Source organism: Lactobacillus sp. ESL0681 (assembly GCF_029392835.1).
GTDB lineage: Bacteria > Bacillota > Bacilli > Lactobacillales > Lactobacillaceae > Lactobacillus.
This window is the reverse complement of sequence record NZ_CP113943.1, coordinates 699,068-722,495: the sequence shown is the minus strand read 5'-3', so window position 1 is coordinate 722,495 and position 23,428 is coordinate 699,068. Positions and strand designations below refer to the sequence as shown.

At 36.0% G+C, this 23,428-nt stretch carries 22 protein-coding genes; 16 read left to right on the top strand and 6 right to left on the bottom strand.

Annotated features, from left to right (window positions below):
- Positions 1-88: 88 nt before the first annotated feature.
- Positions 89-1,099 carry a helveticin J family class III bacteriocin gene (locus OZX59_RS03360; protein ID WP_277126733.1) on the top strand — a complete coding sequence of 337 codons (1,011 nt, stop codon included), beginning with the start codon at positions 89-91 and terminating at the stop codon, positions 1,097-1,099.
- A gap of 76 nt (positions 1,100-1,175) precedes the next feature.
- Here the strand turns inward: OZX59_RS03360 and OZX59_RS03355 are convergent, their stop codons facing one another.
- On the bottom strand, positions 1,176-2,435 hold the full coding sequence (locus OZX59_RS03355) for a hypothetical protein (RefSeq protein ID WP_277126732.1): 1,260 nt from the start codon (positions 2,433-2,435) through the stop codon (positions 1,176-1,178).
- A gap of 349 nt (positions 2,436-2,784) precedes the next feature.
- Between OZX59_RS03355 and argS the strand changes: the two genes are divergently transcribed.
- The 6 genes from argS to OZX59_RS03325 all read left to right on the top strand — a co-directional run bounded on the left by argS (position 2,785) and on the right by OZX59_RS03325 (position 9,546).
- Entirely contained in the window at positions 2,785-4,467 is a 1,683-nt protein-coding gene (gene argS, locus OZX59_RS03350; RefSeq protein WP_277126731.1) for an arginine--tRNA ligase, read from the top strand.
- Between the two features lie 104 nt (positions 4,468-4,571).
- Positions 4,572-5,486: a class II fructose-1,6-bisphosphate aldolase gene (fba, locus tag OZX59_RS03345; RefSeq protein ID WP_277126730.1), complete on the top strand. Its 915-nt coding sequence runs from the start codon at positions 4,572-4,574 to the stop codon at positions 5,484-5,486.
- Between the two features lie 173 nt (positions 5,487-5,659).
- On the top strand, positions 5,660-6,121 hold the full coding sequence (locus OZX59_RS03340) for a hypothetical protein (protein WP_277126729.1): 462 nt from the start codon (positions 5,660-5,662) through the stop codon (positions 6,119-6,121).
- Positions 6,122-6,439: 318 nt separating this feature from the next.
- Entirely contained in the window at positions 6,440-6,736 is a 297-nt protein-coding gene (locus OZX59_RS03335; RefSeq protein ID WP_277126728.1) for a lactococcin 972 family bacteriocin, read from the top strand.
- Positions 6,737-6,805: 69 nt separating this feature from the next.
- Positions 6,806-8,917 carry a hypothetical protein gene (locus OZX59_RS03330; protein WP_277126727.1) on the top strand — a complete coding sequence of 704 codons (2,112 nt, stop codon included), beginning with the start codon at positions 6,806-6,808 and terminating at the stop codon, positions 8,915-8,917.
- A complete protein-coding gene (locus tag OZX59_RS03325; RefSeq protein ID WP_277126726.1) occupies positions 8,914-9,546 on the top strand; it encodes a putative bacteriocin export ABC transporter in 633 nt (210 codons plus the stop codon). The genes OZX59_RS03330 and OZX59_RS03325 overlap by 4 nt, the downstream gene beginning before the upstream one ends.
- A 48-nt stretch (positions 9,547-9,594) precedes the next feature.
- Here the strand turns inward: OZX59_RS03325 and OZX59_RS03320 are convergent, their stop codons facing one another.
- Together OZX59_RS03320 and OZX59_RS03315 are read right to left on the bottom strand one after the other, a co-directional pair.
- On the bottom strand, positions 9,595-10,356 hold the full coding sequence (locus tag OZX59_RS03320; protein WP_277126725.1) for a Fic family protein: 762 nt from the start codon (positions 10,354-10,356) through the stop codon (positions 9,595-9,597).
- A gap of 151 nt (positions 10,357-10,507) precedes the next feature.
- Positions 10,508-11,368 (bottom strand): RluA family pseudouridine synthase, encoded by an 861-nt coding sequence (locus OZX59_RS03315; RefSeq protein WP_277126724.1) that lies wholly within the window; start codon positions 11,366-11,368, stop codon positions 10,508-10,510.
- An 86-nt stretch (positions 11,369-11,454) separates the two neighbouring features.
- Here OZX59_RS03315 and OZX59_RS03310 point away from each other — a divergent pair, with 86 nt between their 5' ends.
- Genes OZX59_RS03310 through OZX59_RS03290 form a run of 5 tightly spaced genes read left to right on the top strand, consistent with a single transcriptional unit; the run spans position 11,455 to position 18,552 of the window.
- Positions 11,455-13,512: a PBP1A family penicillin-binding protein gene (locus OZX59_RS03310; RefSeq protein WP_277126723.1), complete on the top strand. Its 2,058-nt coding sequence runs from the start codon at positions 11,455-11,457 to the stop codon at positions 13,510-13,512.
- Between the two features lie 14 nt (positions 13,513-13,526).
- Positions 13,527-13,877, top strand: a complete 351-nt coding sequence (locus OZX59_RS03305; RefSeq protein ID WP_277126722.1) for a YlbF family regulator — start codon at positions 13,527-13,529, stop codon at positions 13,875-13,877.
- An 8-nt stretch (positions 13,878-13,885) separates the two neighbouring features.
- Positions 13,886-15,097: a DNA repair exonuclease gene (locus OZX59_RS03300; RefSeq protein WP_277126721.1), complete on the top strand. Its 1,212-nt coding sequence runs from the start codon at positions 13,886-13,888 to the stop codon at positions 15,095-15,097.
- Complete coding sequence (locus tag OZX59_RS03295) at positions 15,084-17,582, top strand: AAA family ATPase (RefSeq protein ID WP_277126720.1); 2,499 nt, start codon at positions 15,084-15,086, stop codon at positions 17,580-17,582. Before OZX59_RS03300 ends, OZX59_RS03295 begins: the two co-directional genes overlap by 14 nt.
- A complete protein-coding gene (locus OZX59_RS03290) occupies positions 17,575-18,552 on the top strand; it encodes an HD domain-containing protein (RefSeq protein WP_277126719.1) in 978 nt (325 codons plus the stop codon). The genes OZX59_RS03295 and OZX59_RS03290 overlap by 8 nt, the downstream gene beginning before the upstream one ends.
- A 50-nt stretch (positions 18,553-18,602) precedes the next feature.
- Here the strand turns inward: OZX59_RS03290 and OZX59_RS03285 are convergent, their stop codons facing one another.
- The 3 genes from OZX59_RS03285 to OZX59_RS03275 form a co-directional block, all read right to left on the bottom strand.
- On the bottom strand, positions 18,603-19,502 hold the full coding sequence (locus tag OZX59_RS03285; RefSeq protein ID WP_277126718.1) for a peptidylprolyl isomerase PrsA: 900 nt from the start codon (positions 19,500-19,502) through the stop codon (positions 18,603-18,605).
- Between the two features lie 138 nt (positions 19,503-19,640).
- A complete protein-coding gene (locus tag OZX59_RS03280) occupies positions 19,641-19,946 on the bottom strand; it encodes a hypothetical protein (protein WP_277126717.1) in 306 nt (101 codons plus the stop codon).
- 9 nt (positions 19,947-19,955) lie between these two features.
- Complete coding sequence (locus tag OZX59_RS03275; RefSeq protein ID WP_277126716.1) at positions 19,956-20,387, bottom strand: HIT family protein; 432 nt, start codon at positions 20,385-20,387, stop codon at positions 19,956-19,958.
- Positions 20,388-20,474: 87 nt separating this feature from the next.
- On the opposite strand from OZX59_RS03275, the gene OZX59_RS03270 reads away from it, so the two are divergent.
- The 4 genes from OZX59_RS03270 to OZX59_RS03255 are packed head-to-tail and all read left to right on the top strand — an operon-like array spanning position 20,475 to position 23,421.
- A complete protein-coding gene (locus OZX59_RS03270; protein WP_277126715.1) occupies positions 20,475-21,215 on the top strand; it encodes an ABC transporter ATP-binding protein in 741 nt (246 codons plus the stop codon).
- On the top strand, positions 21,208-22,410 hold the full coding sequence (locus OZX59_RS03265) for an ABC transporter permease (protein ID WP_277126714.1): 1,203 nt from the start codon (positions 21,208-21,210) through the stop codon (positions 22,408-22,410). Before OZX59_RS03270 ends, OZX59_RS03265 begins: the two co-directional genes overlap by 8 nt.
- Entirely contained in the window at positions 22,411-23,070 is a 660-nt protein-coding gene (gene trmB, locus OZX59_RS03260) for a tRNA (guanosine(46)-N7)-methyltransferase TrmB (RefSeq protein WP_277126713.1), read from the top strand. It abuts the gene before it with no gap.
- Between the two features lie 30 nt (positions 23,071-23,100).
- Complete coding sequence (locus OZX59_RS03255) at positions 23,101-23,421, top strand: thioredoxin family protein (RefSeq protein ID WP_277126712.1); 321 nt, start codon at positions 23,101-23,103, stop codon at positions 23,419-23,421.
- Positions 23,422-23,428 lie beyond the last annotated feature (7 nt).

Genomic DNA, 23,428 nt, shown 5'->3' with positions numbered 1-23,428 from the left:
TTGCATAATTCATAAAACAGTGATACATCAATCATAATTTTAAGGAATTTGCTTATAAAGAATATTTATTTAAAAAGGACTGATAAAAATGCAGGAAAAATTCCCTAATGTATCATTATTAAAAGATCTATCTGGTGCTTACAAAGTTGTAATTCAAAATGGTAACGTAACGCAGAATAATATTTATGCTTTGCAACTTCGTAATAGCCAAACTGATACATATGTAATTTGTGGTTCTAGAGCAACAGGTATTTTTAATAAAACGCCAGCATTAATTTTACATGGTGATAAAACTAAGGGATATAATGCTGGTGGTCATACACAAACTTGGGAATATGCTAATAAGCCAGAATCATGGTTTGTGGGTACCAAACCTAACAATGCAAACTGGAATACCCAAATTGCCCGTGTTAAATTTCCATCATCTGGTACTACACATATTTATTACAATACAGATATGCCAAGATTGTCGTACCTTAATCGTGCAGGTAAAGAATTTGACATCAATTATCTGGGTAAAAATATGAAGCGTGTTGAGGCAGCTGTTTCACCTAATTATGTCTATATGCTTATTGCAAGCGTAGATACTACAGGTACTGGATACTTTTCTATTTATAATTTAGCAGAGGTTAACAATGCCCTTGACAAGGCAGCAAATAATCCAAAGCATATTCCTGACGTACCAATTATGGACTTATCATGTCAATCTGCGTTTAAAATTGATAACTTTGTCAATATTTTAGGTAATCTTCAACATGATCCAAAAGGTGGTTCAATTCAAGGTTATGATATAGATGATAACCTTAATATCTATATTTCTAGTGAAAAATCTCCTAAACAGGGTGATCTAAAACAGTTGCCAAGAAAAATTGTCAAAATTCCTTGGGGTATTACTGATACAGCCCAATGGGAATTTGCTGATCTTGATAGTGAGCACATGGATATACTTGGGTACATTTCTGAATTTGAAAGTATCCAAGTTACTGACGCAAATACTCTGTACTTAACAGTATCGTATCATAAAAAGGCTAAGGACTTTGAAACAGGTAAACGCCTAAGAATAACTAAGCAGCGTATTTATCAAATTGACTGGTACTAATTAAAGTTGTCCAACCTTATTTGCAGGAGCACAATCGGTCACTAACTGGGAATTTAACTGTATGGTAAGATCGATTTTAGTCTAATGGCACATCATCAATAGTAAAAGTACATTTACCTATTTTGGGTAATTTAACTGTTGGTGGAACTAAGATAATTTGGGTAACACCATAGTTATTTTCTTCAGTGCTAGGACAGAAATAAGCCCCAATTTTGTATCCTTTAAAGTCATCAAAATTCTTATGCTGACGTTTTAAGTCTTTTGCAATTTCTTTTTTAGCAGCTTCGTAGATTTCTTCATCACTTTTTCCTTCTGTGTATGTTGAATCTTTCCAACCTAACATGCTCCTAACAAAAACCACTTTTTTCTTATAATTTTTACCAAGAATATCTTTACAAATGTCATCATAGCGCTCTGGATAGTCAGCGGATACATCAAAATATGATTGGTACAAATTGTCAGCTAATTGAACTTGATCGTTTTTGATAGTTCCAGGAAAGAGACTTATTAACTCATCGTTACGTTTTGTATCAATATACTCAGAAGAAGTTACCCCAGCATAATTTTTGGGATCATAAAATACGGTCGGTAACTTAGTTGGTGTTGACTCAGGTGACTTTAATAGAACAATAGTCTGTTTATTTTTTGGATCTACATAAGCACCAATCTTATAACCATTAAAGTCGGTAAAGGTTTTGTTATATTTAGTTAATTCCTTTTTTAATTGGTTGTATATAAAGTTTTTAAAGTCACTTTGATTATTTAATTTTGCGTAACTTTCCAGTTTTATACAATCCTCGGTTCCAATTACATAGTGGTCAAAAAGGTCAGCAGCTAATTGAGTCTGCTTATCATGAATAGTATTTGGAAATAGGCTAACTACCAGATTGTTTAAGGTATTATCAATATTTTTAGTGTGAATGCCATATTCTGGATTTAGTGGATTAAATAATACTGATGTTGTGGTAGGGGTGCTAGTAGCTGCATATTTCCCCTTAGTTAAATAGCCATGCCAGACATAGCCAGAGTGCCTCTTATTACCGCTTTTAACCTTATAATAAATAGCTTTAGTTGAATCATGCTTCATAGTAACTGAAGCTGAAGCATACCAAGTTGTGTGTGGATAATTTTGCAAGTTACCTATAGTTTTGGTATGCTTTTTATTCCAAATCTTGACGCTTTTGTCAGGATCTTTAGCATGATAAGGTTTAATCTTTGAGTAATTCTTTTGTTTGACAACGTGGTAAGTTGCAGCTTGCACCGATTGCACATTAGCTTGGGTATTAATTAGTGCACAAAAGGTGATAAGCAAAGCGAAAAGTTTATGTTTTTTCATAATAAATCCTTTCCCAATAAATTGTTAAGTTAGTTATACCACAATTATCTCGTTGTTTTTTTGATAAAAGAAATCAGAATAAATCAGTAAAAAGATTGGCTAACTACGATTTTCCTGTTATAATCATGATTTAAAGGGGTTAGGAGTAGTAATTCAATTTTTCTAGATAGCGAATTTGCAATTGGTGAAAGGCAAGTAAGAGAATTGGCTGAAGGCGTGCCTAACTGATAACTTAGTAAATTAATAAGCGGATACTTTGTATCAATAAGAGTGGTACCGCGGGTAAAAACTCGTCTCTTCTTACGATAATGTAGGAAGAGACTTTTTTATTGCATTTAGGAGGTTAAAGATGAATTTTAAGGATAAAGTGGTTGAGCTAATTGCTAGCAAAGTTGATTTGCCCAAAGAACAGATTGATTCGCTGATTGAGCGACCAAAGAATGAAAAGATGGGGGATTATGCTTTTCCGGCTTTTGCCTTAGCTAAGGTTTTGCATCAGAATCCAGCAGAAATTGCACAAACGATTGCGTCGGAATTGACTAGCAGTGATTTTGCTAGTATCAAGGCTGCAGGCCCATATGTTAACTTCTCAATTAACCATGAAAAGCTGATCTCGCTGACACTGCAAGATGTCTTGACGCAAAAAGAGCATTATGGTGATCAAAAATTGGGCGAAGGCAATGTGCCAATTGATATGTCTAGTCCTAACATTGCTAAGCCGATGTCGATGGGACATTTGCGCTCAACAGTGATTGGCAATTCAATTGCTAAAACTTTGCAAAAGGTTGGCTATACCCCAATTAAGATCAACTATATTGGCGATTATGGTACCCAATTTGGTAAACTAATTGCTGCTTATAAGCACTGGGGTGTTGAGGCAGATGTCAAAAAGGACCCGATCATGAATTTGTTTAAATATTACGTCAAATTCCATGAAGAAGCTGAAAAAGATCCAAGCCTTGATGATGAGGGGCGTGCTTGGTTTAAGAAGCTAGAAGAAGGGGACTCTGAAGCTGTTGAATTGTGGCAATGGTTCCGAGATGTTTCGCTAACTGATTTTAAACGGATTTATAAACAACTAGGGGTTGAGTTCGATTCTTATAAAGGCGAGGCCTTCTTTAATGATAAAATGCAGCCTGTGATTGATGAATTGAAAGATAAAGGTTTGCTTTATGAATCAAATGGTGCTCAAGTAGTTGATATTGGTGAAGAGAATCCAGCATTAATTGTTAAATCCGATGGTACAAGTATTTATTTGACTCGAGATTTAGCAGCAGCGATTTACCGAATGAATAATTATCATTTTGTTAAGATGCTTTATGTTGTTGGTAATGAACAATCTAATCACTTTGTGGAACTTAAGGCAGTTTTGAAGCGTATGGGTTATGATTGGTCAGACGAAATTACGCATGTGCCATTTGGTTTGATTACGCAGAATGGCAAGAAGCTATCAACTCGGAAGGGTAACGTTGTTTTTCTTGATCAGGTGTTAAACGATGCAGTTGACTTGGCTCAAAAACAAATTGAACAGAAGAACCCAGACTTAGCTAATAAAGAACAAGTTGCCCATGATGTTGGTGTTGGTGCCGTAATCTTTCATGATTTAAAGAACAACCGGACTGATAATTTTGACTTTGATTTAGATGAAGTAGTGCGCTTTGAAGGTGATACTGGTCCTTATGTGCAATATACCAATGCCCGGGCACAAAGCGTTTTGCGCAAGGCTGCTAAAATTGGACAAGAACCAAGTTTGACAGATCTTGCCTTAAGCGATGATTGGGCTTTTAGTGTTGCTAAGACAATTGCTGATTTTCCACGGATTATCGCTCGTGCTAATGATAAATTTGAACCGTCAATTATTGCTAAGTATGCTTTAGATTTGGCCAAGAAGTTCAATAAATATTACGCTAATGTGAAGATTTTAACCCAAGATGAGCAAATCAATGCACGTCTAGCTTTAGTTGAAGCAACTTCGATTGTATTGACCGAAGCATTGCGATTATTAGGGGTAAATGCACCTAAGGAAATGTAATTGTAAATATTTTTCAAAACAGCGGTTACATCAGAAGAAAAGATTGTTCAATTTTTAATTAATACGGTACAATATTATTGTAAGTTTTATAGGAGGTATTTTTAATGGCATATTTAGATAATGGTAATCAAATCTTTAAAGACGCTCGTAAAAACCATTATGCAGTAGGTGCTTATAACACTAACAACTTGGAATGGACACGTGCAATTTTGCAAGCTGCCGAAGAAACTAGAACTCCAGTATTAATTCAAGTTTCAACTGGAGCTGCTAAGTACATGGGTGGTTACAAGGTTGTTAAGGACTTAGTTGAAGACGAAATGGACGCAATGAACATTTCAGTGCCTGTTGTTTTGAACTTAGACCACGGTGATTTTGAATCAGCTAAAGAATGTATCGCACTCGGCTATTCATCAGTTATGTTTGATGGTCATGCACTTTCAACTGAAGAGAACCTAGCTAAGACTAAGGAAATCGTGAAGTTAGCTCATGAACGCGGCATTTCAGTTGAAGCTGAAATTGGTAAGATTGGTGAAAACCAAGGTAGTGAAGGTGGAGAATTAGCTTCTGTTGAAGATGCTAAGGCTTTCGTTGCTGCTGGTGTTGACAAACTTGCTTGTGGTATTGGTAATATCCACGGAGTTTACCCAGAAGGTTGGACTGGTCTTAACTTTGATCGTTTGAAGGAAATTGCTGATGCTGTTGATGTACCATTGGTACTTCACGGTGGTTCAGGTATTCCTGAAGAACAAGTTAAGAAGGCTATTTCTCTTGGTATTTCAAAGGTTAACATTAACACTGAATTCCAATTGGCTTTCCAAGAAGCTACTCGTGCATACTTTGAAGCTCACAAAGATGAAGATAAAGCTGGTAAAGGCTATGATCCTCGTAAATTGTTGCTTCCAGGTACTGAAGCAATCACTAATTCAATGAAGGAAATGATCGGCTGGCTTGGTACTCCATCAATTGATGACAAGGTTAAGTCTGCAGCATTTGACAAGAGTTCATTGAACGAAGAATAATATTAATAAGCATAATAAAGGAAGTCTGATTATTTGAAAGAGTAATTGGGCTTTTTTATTTTGCAAAATTTGCTTTTAGTACTTAGATATAAATGATATAATCATATTTGTAGACAACAGTTATAGTATGTGCAAAGATAAGTTATATTTGTTTTAGTTATGTAAGGAGTATTATGAAAAGAAAAAAGCGAATTTTAGCCATTGTAATTGCTAGCCTTAGCTTAGTAATTGGTCTAGGAGTGGTTGTTCCTAATAGTAGTCAAGCAGTTAATGCCAAAAGTACGGTTAGTCATACCGTTCCTAAGAAGTTTCGTGGATCATGGTATAGTTATAATGCTGATGATTCCTATACTATTCAGAAATATACTAAAAATAAGGAAGCTTTTTATACATCGGATACCAAACCGTATTATCACAAGGTGACTGTGCGTAAGTATAACAAGAACAAGTACTTAATTTATCCAGGGAAGAAAATGCCGAAATATTGCCAGTATTTGTCAATCAAGTCGATGACTTATAATAACAAAAAGATTAAGGCATTGGTGATTAAAGAAAAAGGATTGACTCCGTCGTATTACTTTAACCGTAAAATCAAGGCGCGTTATTCACCATCAACTGGCGAATTTTATAAATAAAATAGAGTGATTTCAAGAACAGACTGAATGGTCTGTTCTTTTTTATATTTAATAGTTATTTTAGGCAATCAAAACACTTGTATAAAGTATTGATAAATAAAGATATTTTTATATTTAAAAGCGCTTGCAAAAAGTGAAAAATGTTATATTATAAATTTGTAACAAAAGTCCTGTAAATTATTAAGGAGTAAAATAAGTTTATTATTATTGTTTTTGCAAAGGAAGCGTGACTAAGTTACAACATACTTATTATTACTTTTTGATATTTACGAGTTTCCTTATTTAGTTTATTTAATAGTTATGAAGGAGGTAACTATTATGAAAATAAGAAATTTGAAGAAGAAATTTTCAATTTTAGCTGTTTCTACTTCTTTATTGTCAGTTGCTCCAGTGAGTACCGTATTAGCTAAAAATGTTGGTGGTGGCAACTGGACTTATGGATATAAATGGAACTATGGTTGGTCTAATTATTATCATGGTACTAAAAAGCATAGTGCATCAGTTGCACATAATGGTGATTTACATCGTAACGTTGCCAAAAAAGGCGTAACTGCAGAGGCTACGTATAATAAAATTCCAGCTACGGGATTATCGTACTACTGGAATGTGTATTAGATTAAGTTAATTAATTGTAGGTATAGTTAATCTCGTTATTAACTATACCTATTTTTATGGAGGACAATCATGAAAAAAGTGATTTCTGCCTGTTTAGTCATTGTCACGATTCTGACTTATTTAATGACTATTAATTTTTATCAGTCAAAAGATTATGATGAAGTAGCTAAAATGGGTCAAACAACTGACTCTTATCAGATTTACGTTCAAGATAGCCAGGTTAGTCCCGACGAAGAATTAGCCTTCTTTAAACAGTTATCTAAGCAGTATGGATTGTCGGTTGTCTTAACTACTAACGGGACTAATAATACCGTTCAAAAATCAGTGATTAGTAATCCTGCAACTTTTCCTACAAAATCATTCCGTTTGTCCAAAACTGCTAGTCTTGACAATGCTAACAATAACGAATTTTATGCTAGCTTTCAAACTAATAGAGCTACTCAAAAAGGAACGATTCCGGTTTTTGCTAAAAGCAATCGCATAATTTTGCAACCATTAGCACGTTACTTTAAAGATAAAAGGACGGTTGATGGGGTTTATACGATTATTCCAGGTAGATCAGATAAGAAAATTATTCTTAAGCGTTTGTCGCATTTTTATGGAATATCTAGGCAGAAACTAACTACTCCAAGTGCTGGTAGGAAGACAGAATACTTCAACAGGACAATTGTTATTATAGGATTTATTCTTTTCTTAACTGTGCTGGTTTTCTTATTGGTTAATGCCTATTATCCATCTGCACAAGCAAATACAATTGGTATTAAGAAGCTCAATGGTTGGAAAAATAATGATATCTTTTTTACATTAATTAATTTTGGAATTATTACGATTATTGCTACAGCGCTTATCTTAAATTTAACCACTTACTTGCTATTTCCTTATCAACCACATGGCTTAATATTTACTTTTATTTTAGGGCAATTGGTAATTCTGTTGTTGTATTTGCTTGCTAATGCTTTTACCTTTTTCTTGATTAAAAAAGTGTCAATTGCAGATTTATTAAATGGTAGTTTTCATTTCAATTTGGGAATTAATGTTGCTTATTGTTTAAAAATTTTGATGACGATTGCCTCTGGAATTTTACTTTTTGGTATGTCTAGTGGGATTAAAGAGGCAATTGAGAATTATCAACTTCAAGAACAATGGGAAAAAGAAGGGAACTTATTCACATTAAATTCTACGAGTGAATATATTTTGACTAATGAACACGAAGCTAATCGGACTATGAGTAAATGGTTTCGTCAATTGGCTCAAGATAAGGGAGCCTACTATGTGAATAGTGCTGTTTATTCAGTAAAAGATATCCTACCTGAACAAAATTCTTGGCGGCAACAGACAAATCAAAAAATATCGATTATCTCAGCCAACCGTAATTTTGTCCAAGCTAAACTACCGCAGTTGCAGTCGTATTTACAATCGAGAAAACCAACTTTTTTAGTTCCGAAAAAGGAACGTAAACATGCCAAGCAAATTAAGTATTTACTCCAATGTTTTAGGTATAATGATTTATCCAGTAAAGAACAGAATAAAATTAAGCCAACACAAGTTAACATTCAGCTCAAATATTACGATGAATCAATAAATCCCATTACCTATAATGTTGCTTTACCTAAACGTTTTAATAATCCAATTGTTGAAATCGTTGAAGAGTCTCAAATGACAGATAGTCAACAGATGACATTAAGTAACACTGATAAAAATAGTCCAATTAAACTTGTAAATAATCAAAAAATGAAGACGCAACTGCATCAGCTAGCACAAAATCCTAAGATTAAGAGACTAAACTTGAAGTTTGTCACTTTAAATTCAATTTTGTCTACTAGTTTAGATTCATCGTATCAAGGGCTAAAAGCAACAGTGGTGGCTTTAATCGTTATTCTAATCATCAATTTGTTTACAACAGTTTTCTTGACTCTATGTGTTATTTTGAATAAACAAAAGCAACTCGCTGTTGAACGATTACTTGGATTCCGCCGCTTTGATCGTTATTTATTACAAATGCTAATTATTTTTGTTTTAGGAATTGGTGAATTTGCTTCACTACTAGTTTTAAAGGCATCAATCGTTCCTTTAGTACTTGCTATTATCATGCTAGTAAGTGATTTGGCAATCTTTAACTTAATTATCCAGTCAGTGGAATCTCGCGATCTACCATTTCTTTTAAAAGGAGGACTATCATGATTGAAATGAAGCAGGTTACTAAAAAATTCGGTACTAAAGTAGTTCTAGATCAATTTGATTTGACAATTGCTAAAGGCGAATTAGTAGCAATTATTGGTCCTAGCGGATCAGGAAAAAGTACCCTTTTGAATATTTTGGGCTTAATTGAACAAGTTGATAGTGGAGAATATATTTTTGATCAGCATGTCAATGTCAGACCAAATAGTCGTTTAGCGCAAAAAATTATTAGGGAACAGATAAGCTATCTATTCCAAAACTTTGCTTTAATTGAAGAAAAAACGGTTATGCAAAATTTATTACTTGCATTGAAGTATGTGTCAAAGTCTAAGGTAGAGAAGACAACATTGATCAGGGCAGCTCTTGAAAAAGTTGGTTTGGCAGAATATGTTCAAAGTCGAGTTTACGAATTATCTGGTGGTCAACAGCAGCGAGTTGCAGTAGCTCGCGCTCTGATTAAGCCCAGCGAACTGGTTTTAGCAGATGAACCGACTGGGTCCTTAGATAGTAAAAATCGTGATGAAATCATTGATTTGTTGCTGGAACTTAATAATTCTGGCAAAACAGTAGTAGTTGTCACTCATGATGACCATGTGGCAGCAAAGTGTCAACGAGTAATTACACTTAGATAAGTTAAGACCGTTAAAAAACAGATACGCTGATTTTGCGTATCTGCTTTTTTAATCTTTTGCTTTTAAATTCGAAGTTGACTTTTGAGCTTTAAGTTTTGCTCGGGCATCCTGTTCTAGTTTATCCCAATTAATTTTACTGTCCTTAAATGATTCTTCAGCTTCTTTAGTATATTTTTCGTTTAAATGCAGGATGTCAATTCTATTATTTAGTTCTTTTTCAACGTAGTCAGCAATTAAATCCCTAAATGGCTGTGAATTATTTTCCGGTGATTCTGCGCTGGCTAAAGCTTGCATGTACTTATCTCTAGCATTTTTTGATGGATTAACGTTGATAACAGGATATCCATTTTCGGTTAAAACTAGATTCATTAGTAGTCTTGCTGTACGACTATTACCATCCCTAAATGGGTGGATAGTAACAAATTTTTGATGTAAATCAGTGGCATATTGAACAGGATGCAAGTTTATTCTAGCTTGATCACTCCAATTTTGTAATTGTTGCATCTTTTCTGGAATTTCAAATGGAAGTGCATAGGGTCTTTTATTTGAGCCATAAGGATATACTTCAATTGTCCGATAAGCACCAGCTTCTGATTTAGGTTGACTAGTTTCTAAAGTGGCTATTCGATTTAGGTCAAGTATCTCTAGTGTTTCTTTGATCGTCTTACCATGAATAGTTGCTCCTATTCCGCTATCAATAATGGCGGCTGTTTCATTCTCAGATAAGGTGTTACCTTCAATTGCGGCTGATGACCAAACATGTTCAATTCTAATATTTTTTTCTAGTCGTTTAATCTCTAATGGAGACAAAGGGCGATATGTGTCTAACTTTTTTTGAGCTCGCTAAGAGTAGCTAAGCGTTTTTGATAATCCATGTTAGTCTTCCATATATCAGTGTAAGATCTAGTGATAGTTTTGTCATTATGGCATTAAGTTGATTATTACACAGAATAGCCATTAATCAAAATCGCCGCTTTGCATTTGGTAACTCTACTTGAACTTTATCAAAGGAAAAAGGTTTAATGAATGACATTCGGTAGGCTGTTAGGTGTAGGAATTCGCCCTGTTGAAATTCGGAGTTATACAAAGGATCGCCAACTATGGGAGACCCAAGGCTAGCTAGGTGAACCCGTATTTGATGAGTACGCCCCGTTTCTAAAGTAAGCTTAACTAAAGCCGTGTTATCTGGCATGTATCGGATAATATGGTAATGCGTAACTGCAGCTAAGCCATCAGGTTGCACCATACGTTTACGTTGGTCGTGGGGGTCATGTCCTAATGGTTGTCTGATACTACCTGTGCCAGCTAGCTTATCTGCATGCGCGACGGTAGCTAAATATTCACGCTGAAAGATTTTAGTGGTTAATTCACGATTTAAAATCGGAACCACAGCTGGATTTTTGGCAACTAACAATAAACCAGAAGTTAACATGTCTAATCGGTGGACAATATAAGGACTTCGACCTAAATAAGTAGCGCAGTCATTTAATGCAGTATTAGTTTCACCTTGATTGGGATGTGTCTTTTGACCAGCTGGCTTGTTAATTACTAATAGATTAGCGTCTTCATAAATAATATCGGGCAAATTGCTACTTGATGGATAATTGCTTTGACGACTTTCAACCCGATCTAATGTCAGTTCAATTTTGTCATTAGGATAAACCAACTGATTAACTGACCGATAGCAACCGTTAATCAGCACTTTTTGATCACTGCGCAGGTAGTGGCGCCATTTGCGCGGAATTAATAATGTTTTTAACAAATCGCTGACCGAACACGGTTTGAGATTTTTGGGATAATTAAGGGTAAAATAATAGCTCATAAATATTTGTTAAGTATTTCTGGTAAAATAAACCAGTCCTCTTAGATATGGTACAATTTTAGGTGTTTCTAAAAGGAGCAGATTCAATGGACAATAATGAACCAAAGAAAAACGGGTTTCGTGGCGCGTGGCAGCGATTTGACCGCCGCTTTTACGTTGGTCGCTGGATCATTTTGATCTTGCTAAGCATAACTTTTTTGATTTGTTCGTATTATACTGTCAAAGTTAAGACTTCCAACATTGCTAACTTGAAAGCCTCTTTGTCAACAACGACGACGATTTACGATGCTAAAGGTCAAAAAGCCGGCTCGCTATATTCGCAAAAAGGTTCCTTTGTTGAATATAATCAAATTTCGTCAAATGTCAAGAACGCGGTAATTTCAACTGAAGATAGAACTTTTTGGACTAATCCTGGTTTCAGTATTAAAGGGATGGCTCGTTCTGCTTTGGGGCTAGTGATTCATCACGGTCAGATTTCGGGTGGCGGTTCAACCATTACCCAACAATTAGCTAAGAATGCCCTGTTAACGCAAAAGCAGACTTTTTCACGGAAATTAGAAGAGTTATTTTTTTCAGTGGAAATTAATCATGTTTATTCCAAAAAAGACGTGCTAACTATGTACTTAAATAATTCTTATTTTGGTAACGGGGTTTGGGGCGTTCAAGATGCTAGTAAAAAATACTTTGGTAAGAATGCGAGTCAATTAACTGCCAGTGAAGGCGCAACTTTGGCCGGAATTTTGCGTAACCCTAGCCAATATAATCCGATTGATCATATGTCGTATGCTTTATCGCGGCGCAATCTGATTTTGGACTTAATGGTTAGCAACCATAAGTTATCAAATGCGCAAGCTAAAAGCGCTAAAAGCCAGGGGCTTACTTTACAAGATACTTATCATAATCAGAATGGTTACCGATATCCTTATTTCTTTGATGCTGTGGTTGATGAAGCGATTAGTCGTTATGGACTAAAAGAAGAAGACGTAATGAATAAGGGCCTAAAGATTTACACAACTTTAAACCAGGACTATCAGGGCCAATTACAAGAAAAATTTAAACAAGATTGGCTATTTCCACAGTCAGCTGCTGATGGTACTCAAACTCAAGGTGCTAGCGTGGTGATGGATCCGGGGTCTGGAGCTGTGCGTGCGGTGATTGGTGGTCGCGGTAAGCATATTTTTCGTGGTTATAATCGCGCCACTCAAATGAAACGTCAACCTGGTTCATCAATTAAGCCACTGGTTTCATATGCACCTGCACTGCAAGCTGGTTATCATTATGATTCGCCGCTGTCCAATAAATTACAGCAGTTTGGTAAGAACAATTATGAACCACATAACGTTGATAATGCTTATTCTGACAAGATTCCCATGTATTCGGCTTTAGCTCAAAGTAAAAATGTTCCAGCAGTCTGGTTATTAGACAAAATCGGAGTTGCTAAAGGGGTTGAGTCCGCCAAGAACTTTGGGCTAAAGGTACCAAAAGAAGATCAAAACTTAGCATTAGCTTTAGGTGGATTATCTAGCGGTGTTTCACCGCTGCAGATGGCACGTGCTTATTCTGCCTTTGCCAATAAAGGTAATTTACCTGACAATTCTTATTTTATTACCAAGGTAACTGATGCTAGTGGTAATGTCTTAGCTGAAAATCATGATCCGGGAACTCACCGAGTTGTTTCGAATAATACTGCTAAAGAAATGACGACCATGTTGCTAGGCGTTTTTAATAATGGTACGGGGACTGCGGCCCAACCAGCAGGTTATCGGGTAGCAGGTAAGACTGGTTCAACTGAAGTTCCTAATTCGTATGGCTTTGGAACCAAAGATCAGTGGATTGTTGGCTATACACCAGATGTTGTGGTTGCTACGTGGGTTGGTTTTGATCGGACTAATCGTGAGCATTATATGCATGGCATCTCTGAAACTGGTATTACTAAACTCTATAAAGCTGAGATGGAAGGAATTTTGCCATATACCGCGCAAAATCAGTTTAGTGAAAAGGCACCTGGACAAATTATCAAGCATAATGGTTCTGGCAAAGATTGGACTGGTGGCCTAGGCGAAAAAATTGAAAAAGGGATAGAATCTGCGGGTGAAAAGTTTAATGAATGGTATAATGATTTCAAAGGTTTTTTAGGACATTAATTTAGGAGGACTTTATGGTAAATATTTATGATTCAGCTAATGAATTAGCTGCTAACATACAAGAGATTGATGAATATAAGGCTTTGTCGGCTGCACTTGATGACGTTAAGCAGAACGCAACTAGTCTAGCATTGTTTAAGGAAATGGATCAGATCCAATCACAAATTATGAATGCTCAGGCTCAAGGTGAAGAATTATCACAAGAGCTGCAAGACAAGTACCAAAAATTGGATGAAAAAGTGCAAAAAGATGCTACAATTATGAAGCTTTTGCAAGCAGAGCAAGGATTGTATAAGATAATTGATGACGTTCAAAAGACACTGACTAAGCCAATTAATGATCTATATAATGATCTTAGAAAATAATTATAACAATGAAATTTATTCATTTAGCAGATGCACATTTAGATAGTCCATTTTTGGGGCTATCTTTTTTGCCATCTGAGCAATTTTCACAGATTCGTCAGGCACCTAATGAGTCGTTGACTAAGATTGTTGACTTGGCATTAGCAGAGCAAGTTGATTTAGTGCTGATCGCTGGCGACACTTTTGATAGTGCTAGACCTGATCCGAGTAGTCAGTTATTTTTTGCTCAAGAAATTAGTCGATTGACTGCAGCTGAAATTCAAGTAGTGATGATTTTTGGAAATCATGATCATATGCAGGAAAGTGATTTGTTAATACCAGATAGTCCATATTTTAAGCTATTAGGCAATCGCGAGCAGGTGGAAACTATTACTTGCCAGACTAAGACTGGCTTTAACTATGCGGTTAACGGCTTTTCATATCTTAATAATCACATTACAACCGATATGTTAGAACAATTTCCAGCTAAAAGTAGTCAGTACACTTTTGGATTGATGCATGCACAGGAAAAAGCCGGTCAAAGCAATCAAAATGTTTATGCTCCTTTTAGGTCAAGTGATCTAAAAAATTTGAATTATGACTATTTTGCTTTGGGTCACATTCATTTGCGACAAGTTTTATCTGAGAATCCGCTGATTGTCTATTCAGGTAATATTCAGGGTCGACATATTAATGAGCTTGGTGCTAAGGGATGTTATTTAGGAGAAATCAATGAAGCTACTAGACAAACTTCTATCACGTTTGTGCCGACTAGTCCGATTACTTGGGAGCAGACTAAAATTGAATTAAGTAGCGAAGTTAGTCTTAATGACCTACAAGAGCAAATTTTAGCTAATTTACATCCACAAGTAACAACGTATTACAGTTTGAAAATTATTGGTGCTGATTTTTTAACCGATGCACAGCGTGAACTAATGCAAGATAGTGGATTTTGGCAGCAGATTTCTCAGCAGTTGACAGCAAACTCTCAGTTAGTCGATGTGCGGTTTGTGACTACGGAACATTTAGAAATTGCTGAAAGTGATCGGCCTTATTTTGAGCAGGCAAAAACAGAGCTTTTTACAGATCAAGAATTTGCTGAATTAGCTAAAGATTGGCTGAAAAAAGATGATTACGCCGCGCAGTTAGCTGAAGATCCGCAGTTTAAGCAGGAGGTACAGCAATTAACTGAAGTGGAGCTGAATCGGCGGTTGAAAGGAATTGAGCATGAAACTGATTAGAATCGAGATAGTTAATTTTGGTCAATTTTCGAATTTTACTTTAGCCGTGCCACATCATGGTCTTAATGTTTTCTTTGGCGCTAATGAAGCAGGCAAGAGTACGATTGTTGCCTTCATAAAGCAGATTATGTTCGGCTTTCATTTATCTAAGAGAACTGGTCCATTTTTTGAAGATTACAAGCCTTTGGCAAGAGTTAGTCCAATGGGTGGCTCGCTCTTTTTTGAAGATGAGCAAGGTAGCCATTATGAATTAGAACGCTTGTATGCTAGTGGCAAAGGTTCAAAATTAGGAACTCTAACAGTTAAGCGTGACAACCAGATAGTTCCAGAAAGTGTGTTTTTTGATCAACTAAAAAACATCGATGCTGATTTTTACGCACAGAGCTTTATTTTTAATCAAGATATGCTAGCCAATGTGACTAATATCAGCCAAGATGAATTGCTAGAACGAATTTATTTTTTAGGAGCTGCTAATAGTGATCAACTAATCGATCAGCGGAATATTTTTATTCAAGCAGCTAGTGACTTATTCAAAAAAGGTGGCAGTAAGCCACCAATTAATCAATTGCTCAAGCAGCTAGGCCAAGATCGTGAGCAGCTTGTTCAAGCAGAACAGGAATTTACTGACTATCAAAGACTTGAAGCACAGCTTGCGGAGCAAACACAGTTGCAGGACAAGACTTCAACCCAACTAGGCGATTTGCAAGCTGAAATAGGCAAAGTTGCGCAATTACAAAAATTATTGCCTAGTTATCAAAAATTGCAGGAGTTAAAAAAGCAGGTCAAATCAGTTAAGTTTGATCAAGCTAACTACCAAGCAACGCAAAAATTATATTTGCAGCAACAGAGTTTACAACAGTCAATTAAATCAGTACAAACTCGTTTGGATGAACTTAAAGGACAGCCACTTGCTGAAAATGCCACAAAACTACTTCAACAAAAAGCAGAATTATTGCAATGGCAATCTGAATATCGGAACTGTCAGCAAAAGACGACGGAAATAGCTACGTCTAAGCATCAGTTATTGTCCTTAAATCCTGACTTAGCAGCAGTTGCAGAGTTTGATCAAGAGCAAATTAACAATTTACAAGCAGATTATCAAAAGATCCCTGAGAAAGTTAAAGGTGAATCTGCTGTCAAGGATACGGGGAAAAACCTCTTATTTGGTGGGGCTGGTTTAATCGCGTTAGGGATTATATTATTAATGTTCATGCCTAAAGTTTGGGCAATTTTAGCAATAGTATTTGGTGGAGCTGGCATTTTGCTAGGATTAAACCGACAAAAAAAGTTTCGTGCTGAGCAGCAGATTTACAAAAAACAACAGGCTAATTTTGATCGGTTGCAAGCAGACTTTTTACAAAAATATCATGTAGATGCAAGCAAAGTTGATCTAGCAAATTTGTTTAATGATTGGCGCCAGTATCAGTTACAAAAGCAAAATGAGCAAAGCAATCTGCAACACATGCAAGAAATAGATACTCAAGTAGCTTCACTTGCTCAGCAAGTGAGTGCATTGTTAGGACAGCGGGTAGCGGCTAGTTTTACGGCAGTTTTAACAGCTTTTGCCCAAGTAGAAGAGTTAGTAGCTAAGAGTCAAAAACAGCAAGCAACTAAGGCAAGCCTAGCAGCTAATTTAGCTGAAAGTCAGGCTGCTTTACATGAAACAGAATTAAAATTGCAGACTAATTTTGCACAGGCGAATGTTAAGGATCTAGCTGAATATGATCAATTGCAGCAGCAAGTACAAAATCAAGCTACTATTAAGACTGAAATTGCTGCTTTAACAGCTAATTTAGGCTCTGATTTAGACCAATTAGAACATTTGGCGCAAAATCAGACAGTAATAACTGATAGGCAAGCAGATTTAAACCGGAAGCTTACTGTTGTACAAAAAGAATTAGGCCAACAGCAAGCAAAGATCGCTGAAACTAAGGTTAAGATGACCAATCTAGCTAATTCGACAGCTGTTTTTTCTGCTAAACAGCAATTGGCAAATACTAAAACAGAATTTCAACGCTTGAGTAGAGAATATCTAGCTAATTTGTCGGCTGCTAAGTGGATTAATCGAGCACTGGATTTAGCTTCCAATGAGCGATTTCCGAAAATGATTATTGCTGCTAAGGAATATTTGCGCTTATTAACGGAAAATCGGTATAATAATATTGAGTTTTCTAAAAAAATAGCGGTTACGCGGAATGATGGCAAAAATATTGGTGCCCAATATTTATCGCGTGGAACCCAAGAACAACTCTACTTTGCCTTAAAATTAGCATTCACTGAACAGATTAAGGATCAAATTAATTTACCAATTTTAATTGATGATTCCTTTGTTAATTTTGATGAGCAAAGAACCAAGCAGATTGAGCAATTATTGGAGCAAATTGCTCGGAATAATCAAGTTTTAATCTTTACGGCGCAAACTAAGGTGGCGAAGCAATTGCAACTTCAGCCACTAACTTTTACGAAGGGGACAGAAAATGTTTAAACGTTTACTGGATTACAATGATAGTGAAGAGCTGGAGTTGGTAGTTTTAATTAAAAATTCGCAACTGCGTCATACTAAGAAAGGCAAGCTATATTTGGCTATGTCTTTTGGCGATAGTTCTGGCGAGATACGTGGTAATCTATGGGATGCTAGTGAACGGGATGCGGCTACTTATAATGATGGCACGTTGGTCGAATTAAATGGTAAGCGTGAAGAGTATCAAGATCAACCACAGATTAAAATTTATAGTTTAAGAGTGGTCGGACCTGAGGAAGGGTATGACCTTAATCAATTTATTAAGGCTGCTCCGGAAGAAATTTCGAACATGAAAGATGAAATTAATCAGTATGTCCTTGAGGTTCTGAATCCAACCTGGAATCAGATCGTATGTTACTTACTAAAAAAGTGGGATAAACGTTTCTTTGATTATCCAGCTGGTAAAAGTAACCATCATGCTGTTCGTGGGGGTTTAGCCTACCATACACTTTCGATGTTGCGTGATGCCAAGGCAATTGCTGATAATTATCCTCAGGTTAATCGGTCATTGCTTTATGCTGGGTGTATTTTGCATGATATGGGTAAGGTTTTAGAATTAACTGGACCGGCGGCAACCCAATATACTGCAGAAGGCAATTTAATCGGTCATCTAGTTTTGATTGATGAACAGATTATGCTGGCCGCTAGTGAATTAAAGATTGATACCGAATCTGAAGATTTGTTGATGTTACGGCATTTAGTATTGTCGCATCATGGTAAGTATGAATATGGGTCTCCTAAATTGCCGGCAACTTTAGAAGCTGAGTTACTGCACCGCATTGATGATCTTGATGCTGCAGTTTATGCCATAACCAATGCCTTGCAGAATACTAAGCCAGGGCATTTTACTAATAATATTATGAGTCAAGGTGGGCGAAAGTTCTATCGTCCTAAGATTGATGAAGCATTGAGTAATTCACATAAGTTAGAATAAAAAAAGAAGCTCCAGATGGAACTTCTTTTTTACTTATTTAAAATTTAGTATTATTTTTTATCTTTTGCTTTTGGAATGTATGAAGATAATACGTTCTTCAAGTCGTCATCCTTGATGGAAACATCTGCCTTCTTCAAGACCTTAGCAATGACATCATGCATAGTTTCTTGATCTTGGGACATGGATTGATAAATTTCGTTATCAATTTCCTTCTTGTGTGAAGCAAATGATCCCTTAGCTGGATGTTTGATCATTCTGATTACATGGTAGCCAGATTGTGATTTAACTGGACTACTAGTGGTTTGACCGGTCTTAAGTTTAAAAGCGGCGTTCTTAAAAGCTGGATCAAGGCTAGAATCGGTAGAATCAAAAGCAGGTAATTTACCAGCCTTATCCTTGGTACCAGGATCTAGTGAATATTTCTTAGCCAAACTCTTAAAACTCTTACCATTATCTAATTGGTTGATAATGTCTTGAGCTTTGGATTTCTTAGAAACTAAAATGTGTTGCACAGTAACTTTAGGTTGGTATGACTTCCAAGCTTTTTGTTCTTGACTCTTGGAAATCTTCTTGATGTCTTTAAGAGCAGCTTCAGAAAGCAAAGTCGTCTTGAGGTTATCTTTAAAACCATCTTCAGTCATACCGTTTTGTTGTAAAACGGCACTGAATTGAGAACCGTATTGCTTTTTGTAATTATTAAATTGTTTATTAACTTTGTCCTTAGGAACTTTATTACCATATTGTTCATCTAAAACGTGATTGATAATCATGTTAGCTAAAGCAGTTTGACCAGCCTGAGACTTCTTCATTTCTTTGTAGTAGTCGTCTTGAGTGATCTTGCCACCTTTGTATGAGGCAACGGTCTTGCCGCCATTAGAACAAGCAGCAGTTGACAATGCAATACCAGCTACAGCAACAACTGCAGCAATTTTTTTAATATATTTATTCATAAGATTAAATTCTCCACATCCTTAACAAATTTAAATCACTGTCCATTAATATAACACAAATTGCTTAATAAGATTTTGTATTTAGCGATTTTCACAGAAAAATCACACATTCTTTACTATTTTTAAACAGTTTTACAATTACTTTAGCTGATTAATTTCCGATTTTATCTCAGTTAATTGTCTGTCTATGTTCAATTGATAATATTCTAAATCATTTTGGAGTTCAGTAACTGTTTTTTTGGCTTGAGGCAAAGTATTAGTTAGTTCAGCTTTTGCTTGTTTAACATCCGTAATTGCTGAAGAAAGATTGGAAAAGTCCTGCGTGGTTTGTATAATACTTTTTTTGCAGTGTTTACCCAGGCGGGTTCCTTGTTTATCAGGTACTAGCGAAAGTCCCGCGCCAATAACAGCTCCTAAAATTACTCCTAGACTAAAGTGTTTCATCATTTTCCCTTAAAATTGCGCTTTAATCGCATCAGCAATTTTTTGATAATCTGCTGGTTCGTAGTTATCTGCGTTGTTGCGTGTTTGATTATTTAGTCCATCACCTGCAAAGCGTGGAATAAAGTGAATATGTGAGTGCATTACTACTTGCCCAGCACTTTCGCCATTATTAGTAGTAACGTTCATCCCTGTAATTTTAGGATCAAAATTCTTGATAGCATTGGCAACTACTGGAATGTATTGCAGATATTGTTGAGCATCTTCAGCGCTGTAATCAAAAAAGTTAGTTATGTGCTTTTTAGGAATTAGCAGTGTATGTCCAGGATTTACTTGTGAAATATCTAAGTACGCCTTGACGTCTTCGTTTTCAAAAACGGTATAACTAGCTACTTCGCCGCGAATAATTTTACAAAATAAACAATCTTTGTCTAATTTATTCATATTAAAACCTCTTTTCAAAATTTAGTTTCTTTTAATATCATGCTATCATATAAATTGAGTAAATTCATTAAAAGAAAGACAGGAAATATGGTTCTAAAAATTGAGCACCTAACTGGTGGGTATACTGGAGTACCAGTTATTAAAGAGGTTAACTTAGAAATAAAGCCGGGCCAAGCCTTAGGGCTAATTGGCCTTAATGGTGCTGGAAAATCAACGACAATTAAGCATATTTTAGGCTTGTTAAGACCGCAAAAGGGTACGATCAGTTTGAACGGAATAAGCTTAGCGGCGCAACCAACGGCTTTTAAGCAAAAATTAGCTTATATTCCAGAGACACCAGTTTTGTATCCAGAATTAACGTTAAAAGAACATCTTGAGTTAACGATGTTAAGTTATCAACTCGATGAGCAAGCAGCATGGAGCAGGGCTGACGAGCTATTGAAGATGTTTCGTTTGGACAATAAAATGGATTGGTTGCCAATTCATTTTTCTAAAGGCATGCAACAAAAAGTGATGATCGTGACGGCTTTTTTGCCGCAGACTGATTTATTAGTGATTGATGAGCCGTTCACTGGGCTTGATCCCTTGGCAGTTGCGAACCTGATTGATTTAATTAAGCAGGCTATTAGTCAAGGTAAAATGGTCTTAATGACTACTCACGTGTTGGCTGATGCGCAACAAGCAATTTCCAATTATGCGGTTTTAAATAATGGCACAATTGAAATTATTGGCAGTCTTGATGAAATTCGGACGCATTATGGGTTAAAACCGACTGACGCTTTTGATAAGCTTTATCAGATTTTAAATCAGGAGCAACAGCATGCGTGAGTTAGCGAATAAACGACTGCAAAAAAATTTCCGCAAATCACTTAAGTATTTGACTTTGGTTTTTAATGATTTTTTTGTCTTGGCCTTGATTTTCTTGTTTGGTGCGTTAATGTTTTGGTATGCCCAGAGTATGAAGACCATGCCACAAGGATTGTGGTTTTACCGTCCGCTAGTAGGTGCCATTTTGTGGCTACCATTATTAATGGGTAACTTGGTTACCTTAATTGATAGAGCAGATTTACAATTTTTATTGCCACAAGATGAACAAATGCTTGAGTATCTGAAGCCAATGGTTTATTACAGTTTACTATTGCCAATCTTTATGACATTAGTAATTGCCGGAATTTTATTTCCTTTTGCTACAATTAAAGCAGAGATTAGTCCATTAATTTATGGTGCTTCCTTGTTGGCTGTGTTGGCTGCCAAAGTGTTGCAATTGCAATTATCTCAGCGCAATCTTTATTTTGGCAAAAAGCTTAACTTAACTTGGCTTAACTTGGCTTTTTTGCTAATTTTTGTAATTGGAATGTGGCTACCAATTAGTATGGTAGTAGTGACTATTTTATTGCTCGCTGCAGTGGTACTGTTGCATGCAAAACCAACTGCGACTAAATTATTTGATTGGCAATACGCAGTTAATCAGGAAAACAAGCGGAAAAATCGTGTCTATGCCGCTTTTAGTATGTTTACCGATGTCAAAGAAAAGCGAGTTAGCATTAAACGTCGTAAATATTTGGATTTTCTGTTACCTAAATCATTATCTAAGGAAAATCCGAATAAATTTTTATATCGACGCTCGCTTTTACGTAATCCGGAAAACTTGAACTTATTAGTTAGAATGACAATGTTTGCTGTTTTAATTTCTTGGCTGGTTCAGGAGACATCATGGGCACTTGGTTTAGCGTGCTTGGTAATTTTTTTAACAGTCTACCAATTATTGCCGATGGCTGAAGAATTTGACGATAACTTAATGTATCGTGTATATCCAATTGATCGGGGCAAGCGTGGTCAAGATTTGATTGCGGTCTTAACTTTTGGCTTGTTATTGCAATGGTTAATTGTTAGTCTATTTTGGTTGCTCATTTTACCGATTAATGGGCAATTGTGGGCAGCTATTGGAATATTATTAGTATTTAGCCTGTGCATCACGCGGATTTATTTACCATATAAAATTAAGAAGAGGAAGATTTCATAGATGAGATTACGTAATAAGCCTTGGGCAACTAAATTAGTTGCTGAACACCCAGAAAGTGTGCTTGATCGACCTGATCCAAAACGCAAAATTGACTGGACAAAACGATTTAGCGATTTTTCTAAGCCACTTGAAATAGAGGTTGGATCAGGGAAAGGGCAATTTATTACAACTCTGGCTCAGCAGCATCCTGAAAAGAACTTTATCGCTTTAGAGTTACAAATGACTGCAGCAGGGATGATTTTACGGACTAAACTTGCAAAAGGGCTGACTAATTTGCAAATTCTTTGTGCTGATGCGGCTAATATTAATTGCTTTTTTGCACCTGCCAGTACCAATGTGATTTATCTTAACTTTAGTGATCCTTGGTCTAAGGCTCGTCATGAAAAGCGGCGACTAACTTACCATACTTTTTTAAAGAAATATCAAGAAGTATTACAGCCAAGTGGCCAGCTTGAATTTAAAACTGACAATGCGGGGTTATTTGCTTATTCGCTAAAGAGTATGAATAACTATGGCATGAATTTCGACTTTGTGTCAGTTGATTTGCATCATGAACAATCAGAATTTGCTAAAACAAATGTTGAAACTGAATATGAGCACAAATTTGCTGCACAAGGTAATCCAATTTATGCTGTTCATGCAGATTTTGAGGTAAAATAATAATTATTATTAAATCAAAGGAGTTCAGTGATGGAACAAATTAAAGAATTAACTCAAACAAAATTAGCTGAAATTACCCAAAATGGGCGAACAGTATTGGAATTTTCGGCAGATTGGTGTCCAGATTGTCGATTTTTAGATCCCTTTTTACCAGAAATTGAAGCAGATTTTGATAAGAGCAAGTTTTATCAAATCGATCGAGATGGTTGTATTGACTTGGCTAAGGATTTAAATATTATGGGAATTCCATCATTTGTTGTCTACCAAGATGGTAAAGAAATTGGTAGACTAGTTAATAAGAACCGTAAGACTAAGGATGAAGTAGAGCAATTTTTGCGATCCCTAGATTAGTGAAGGA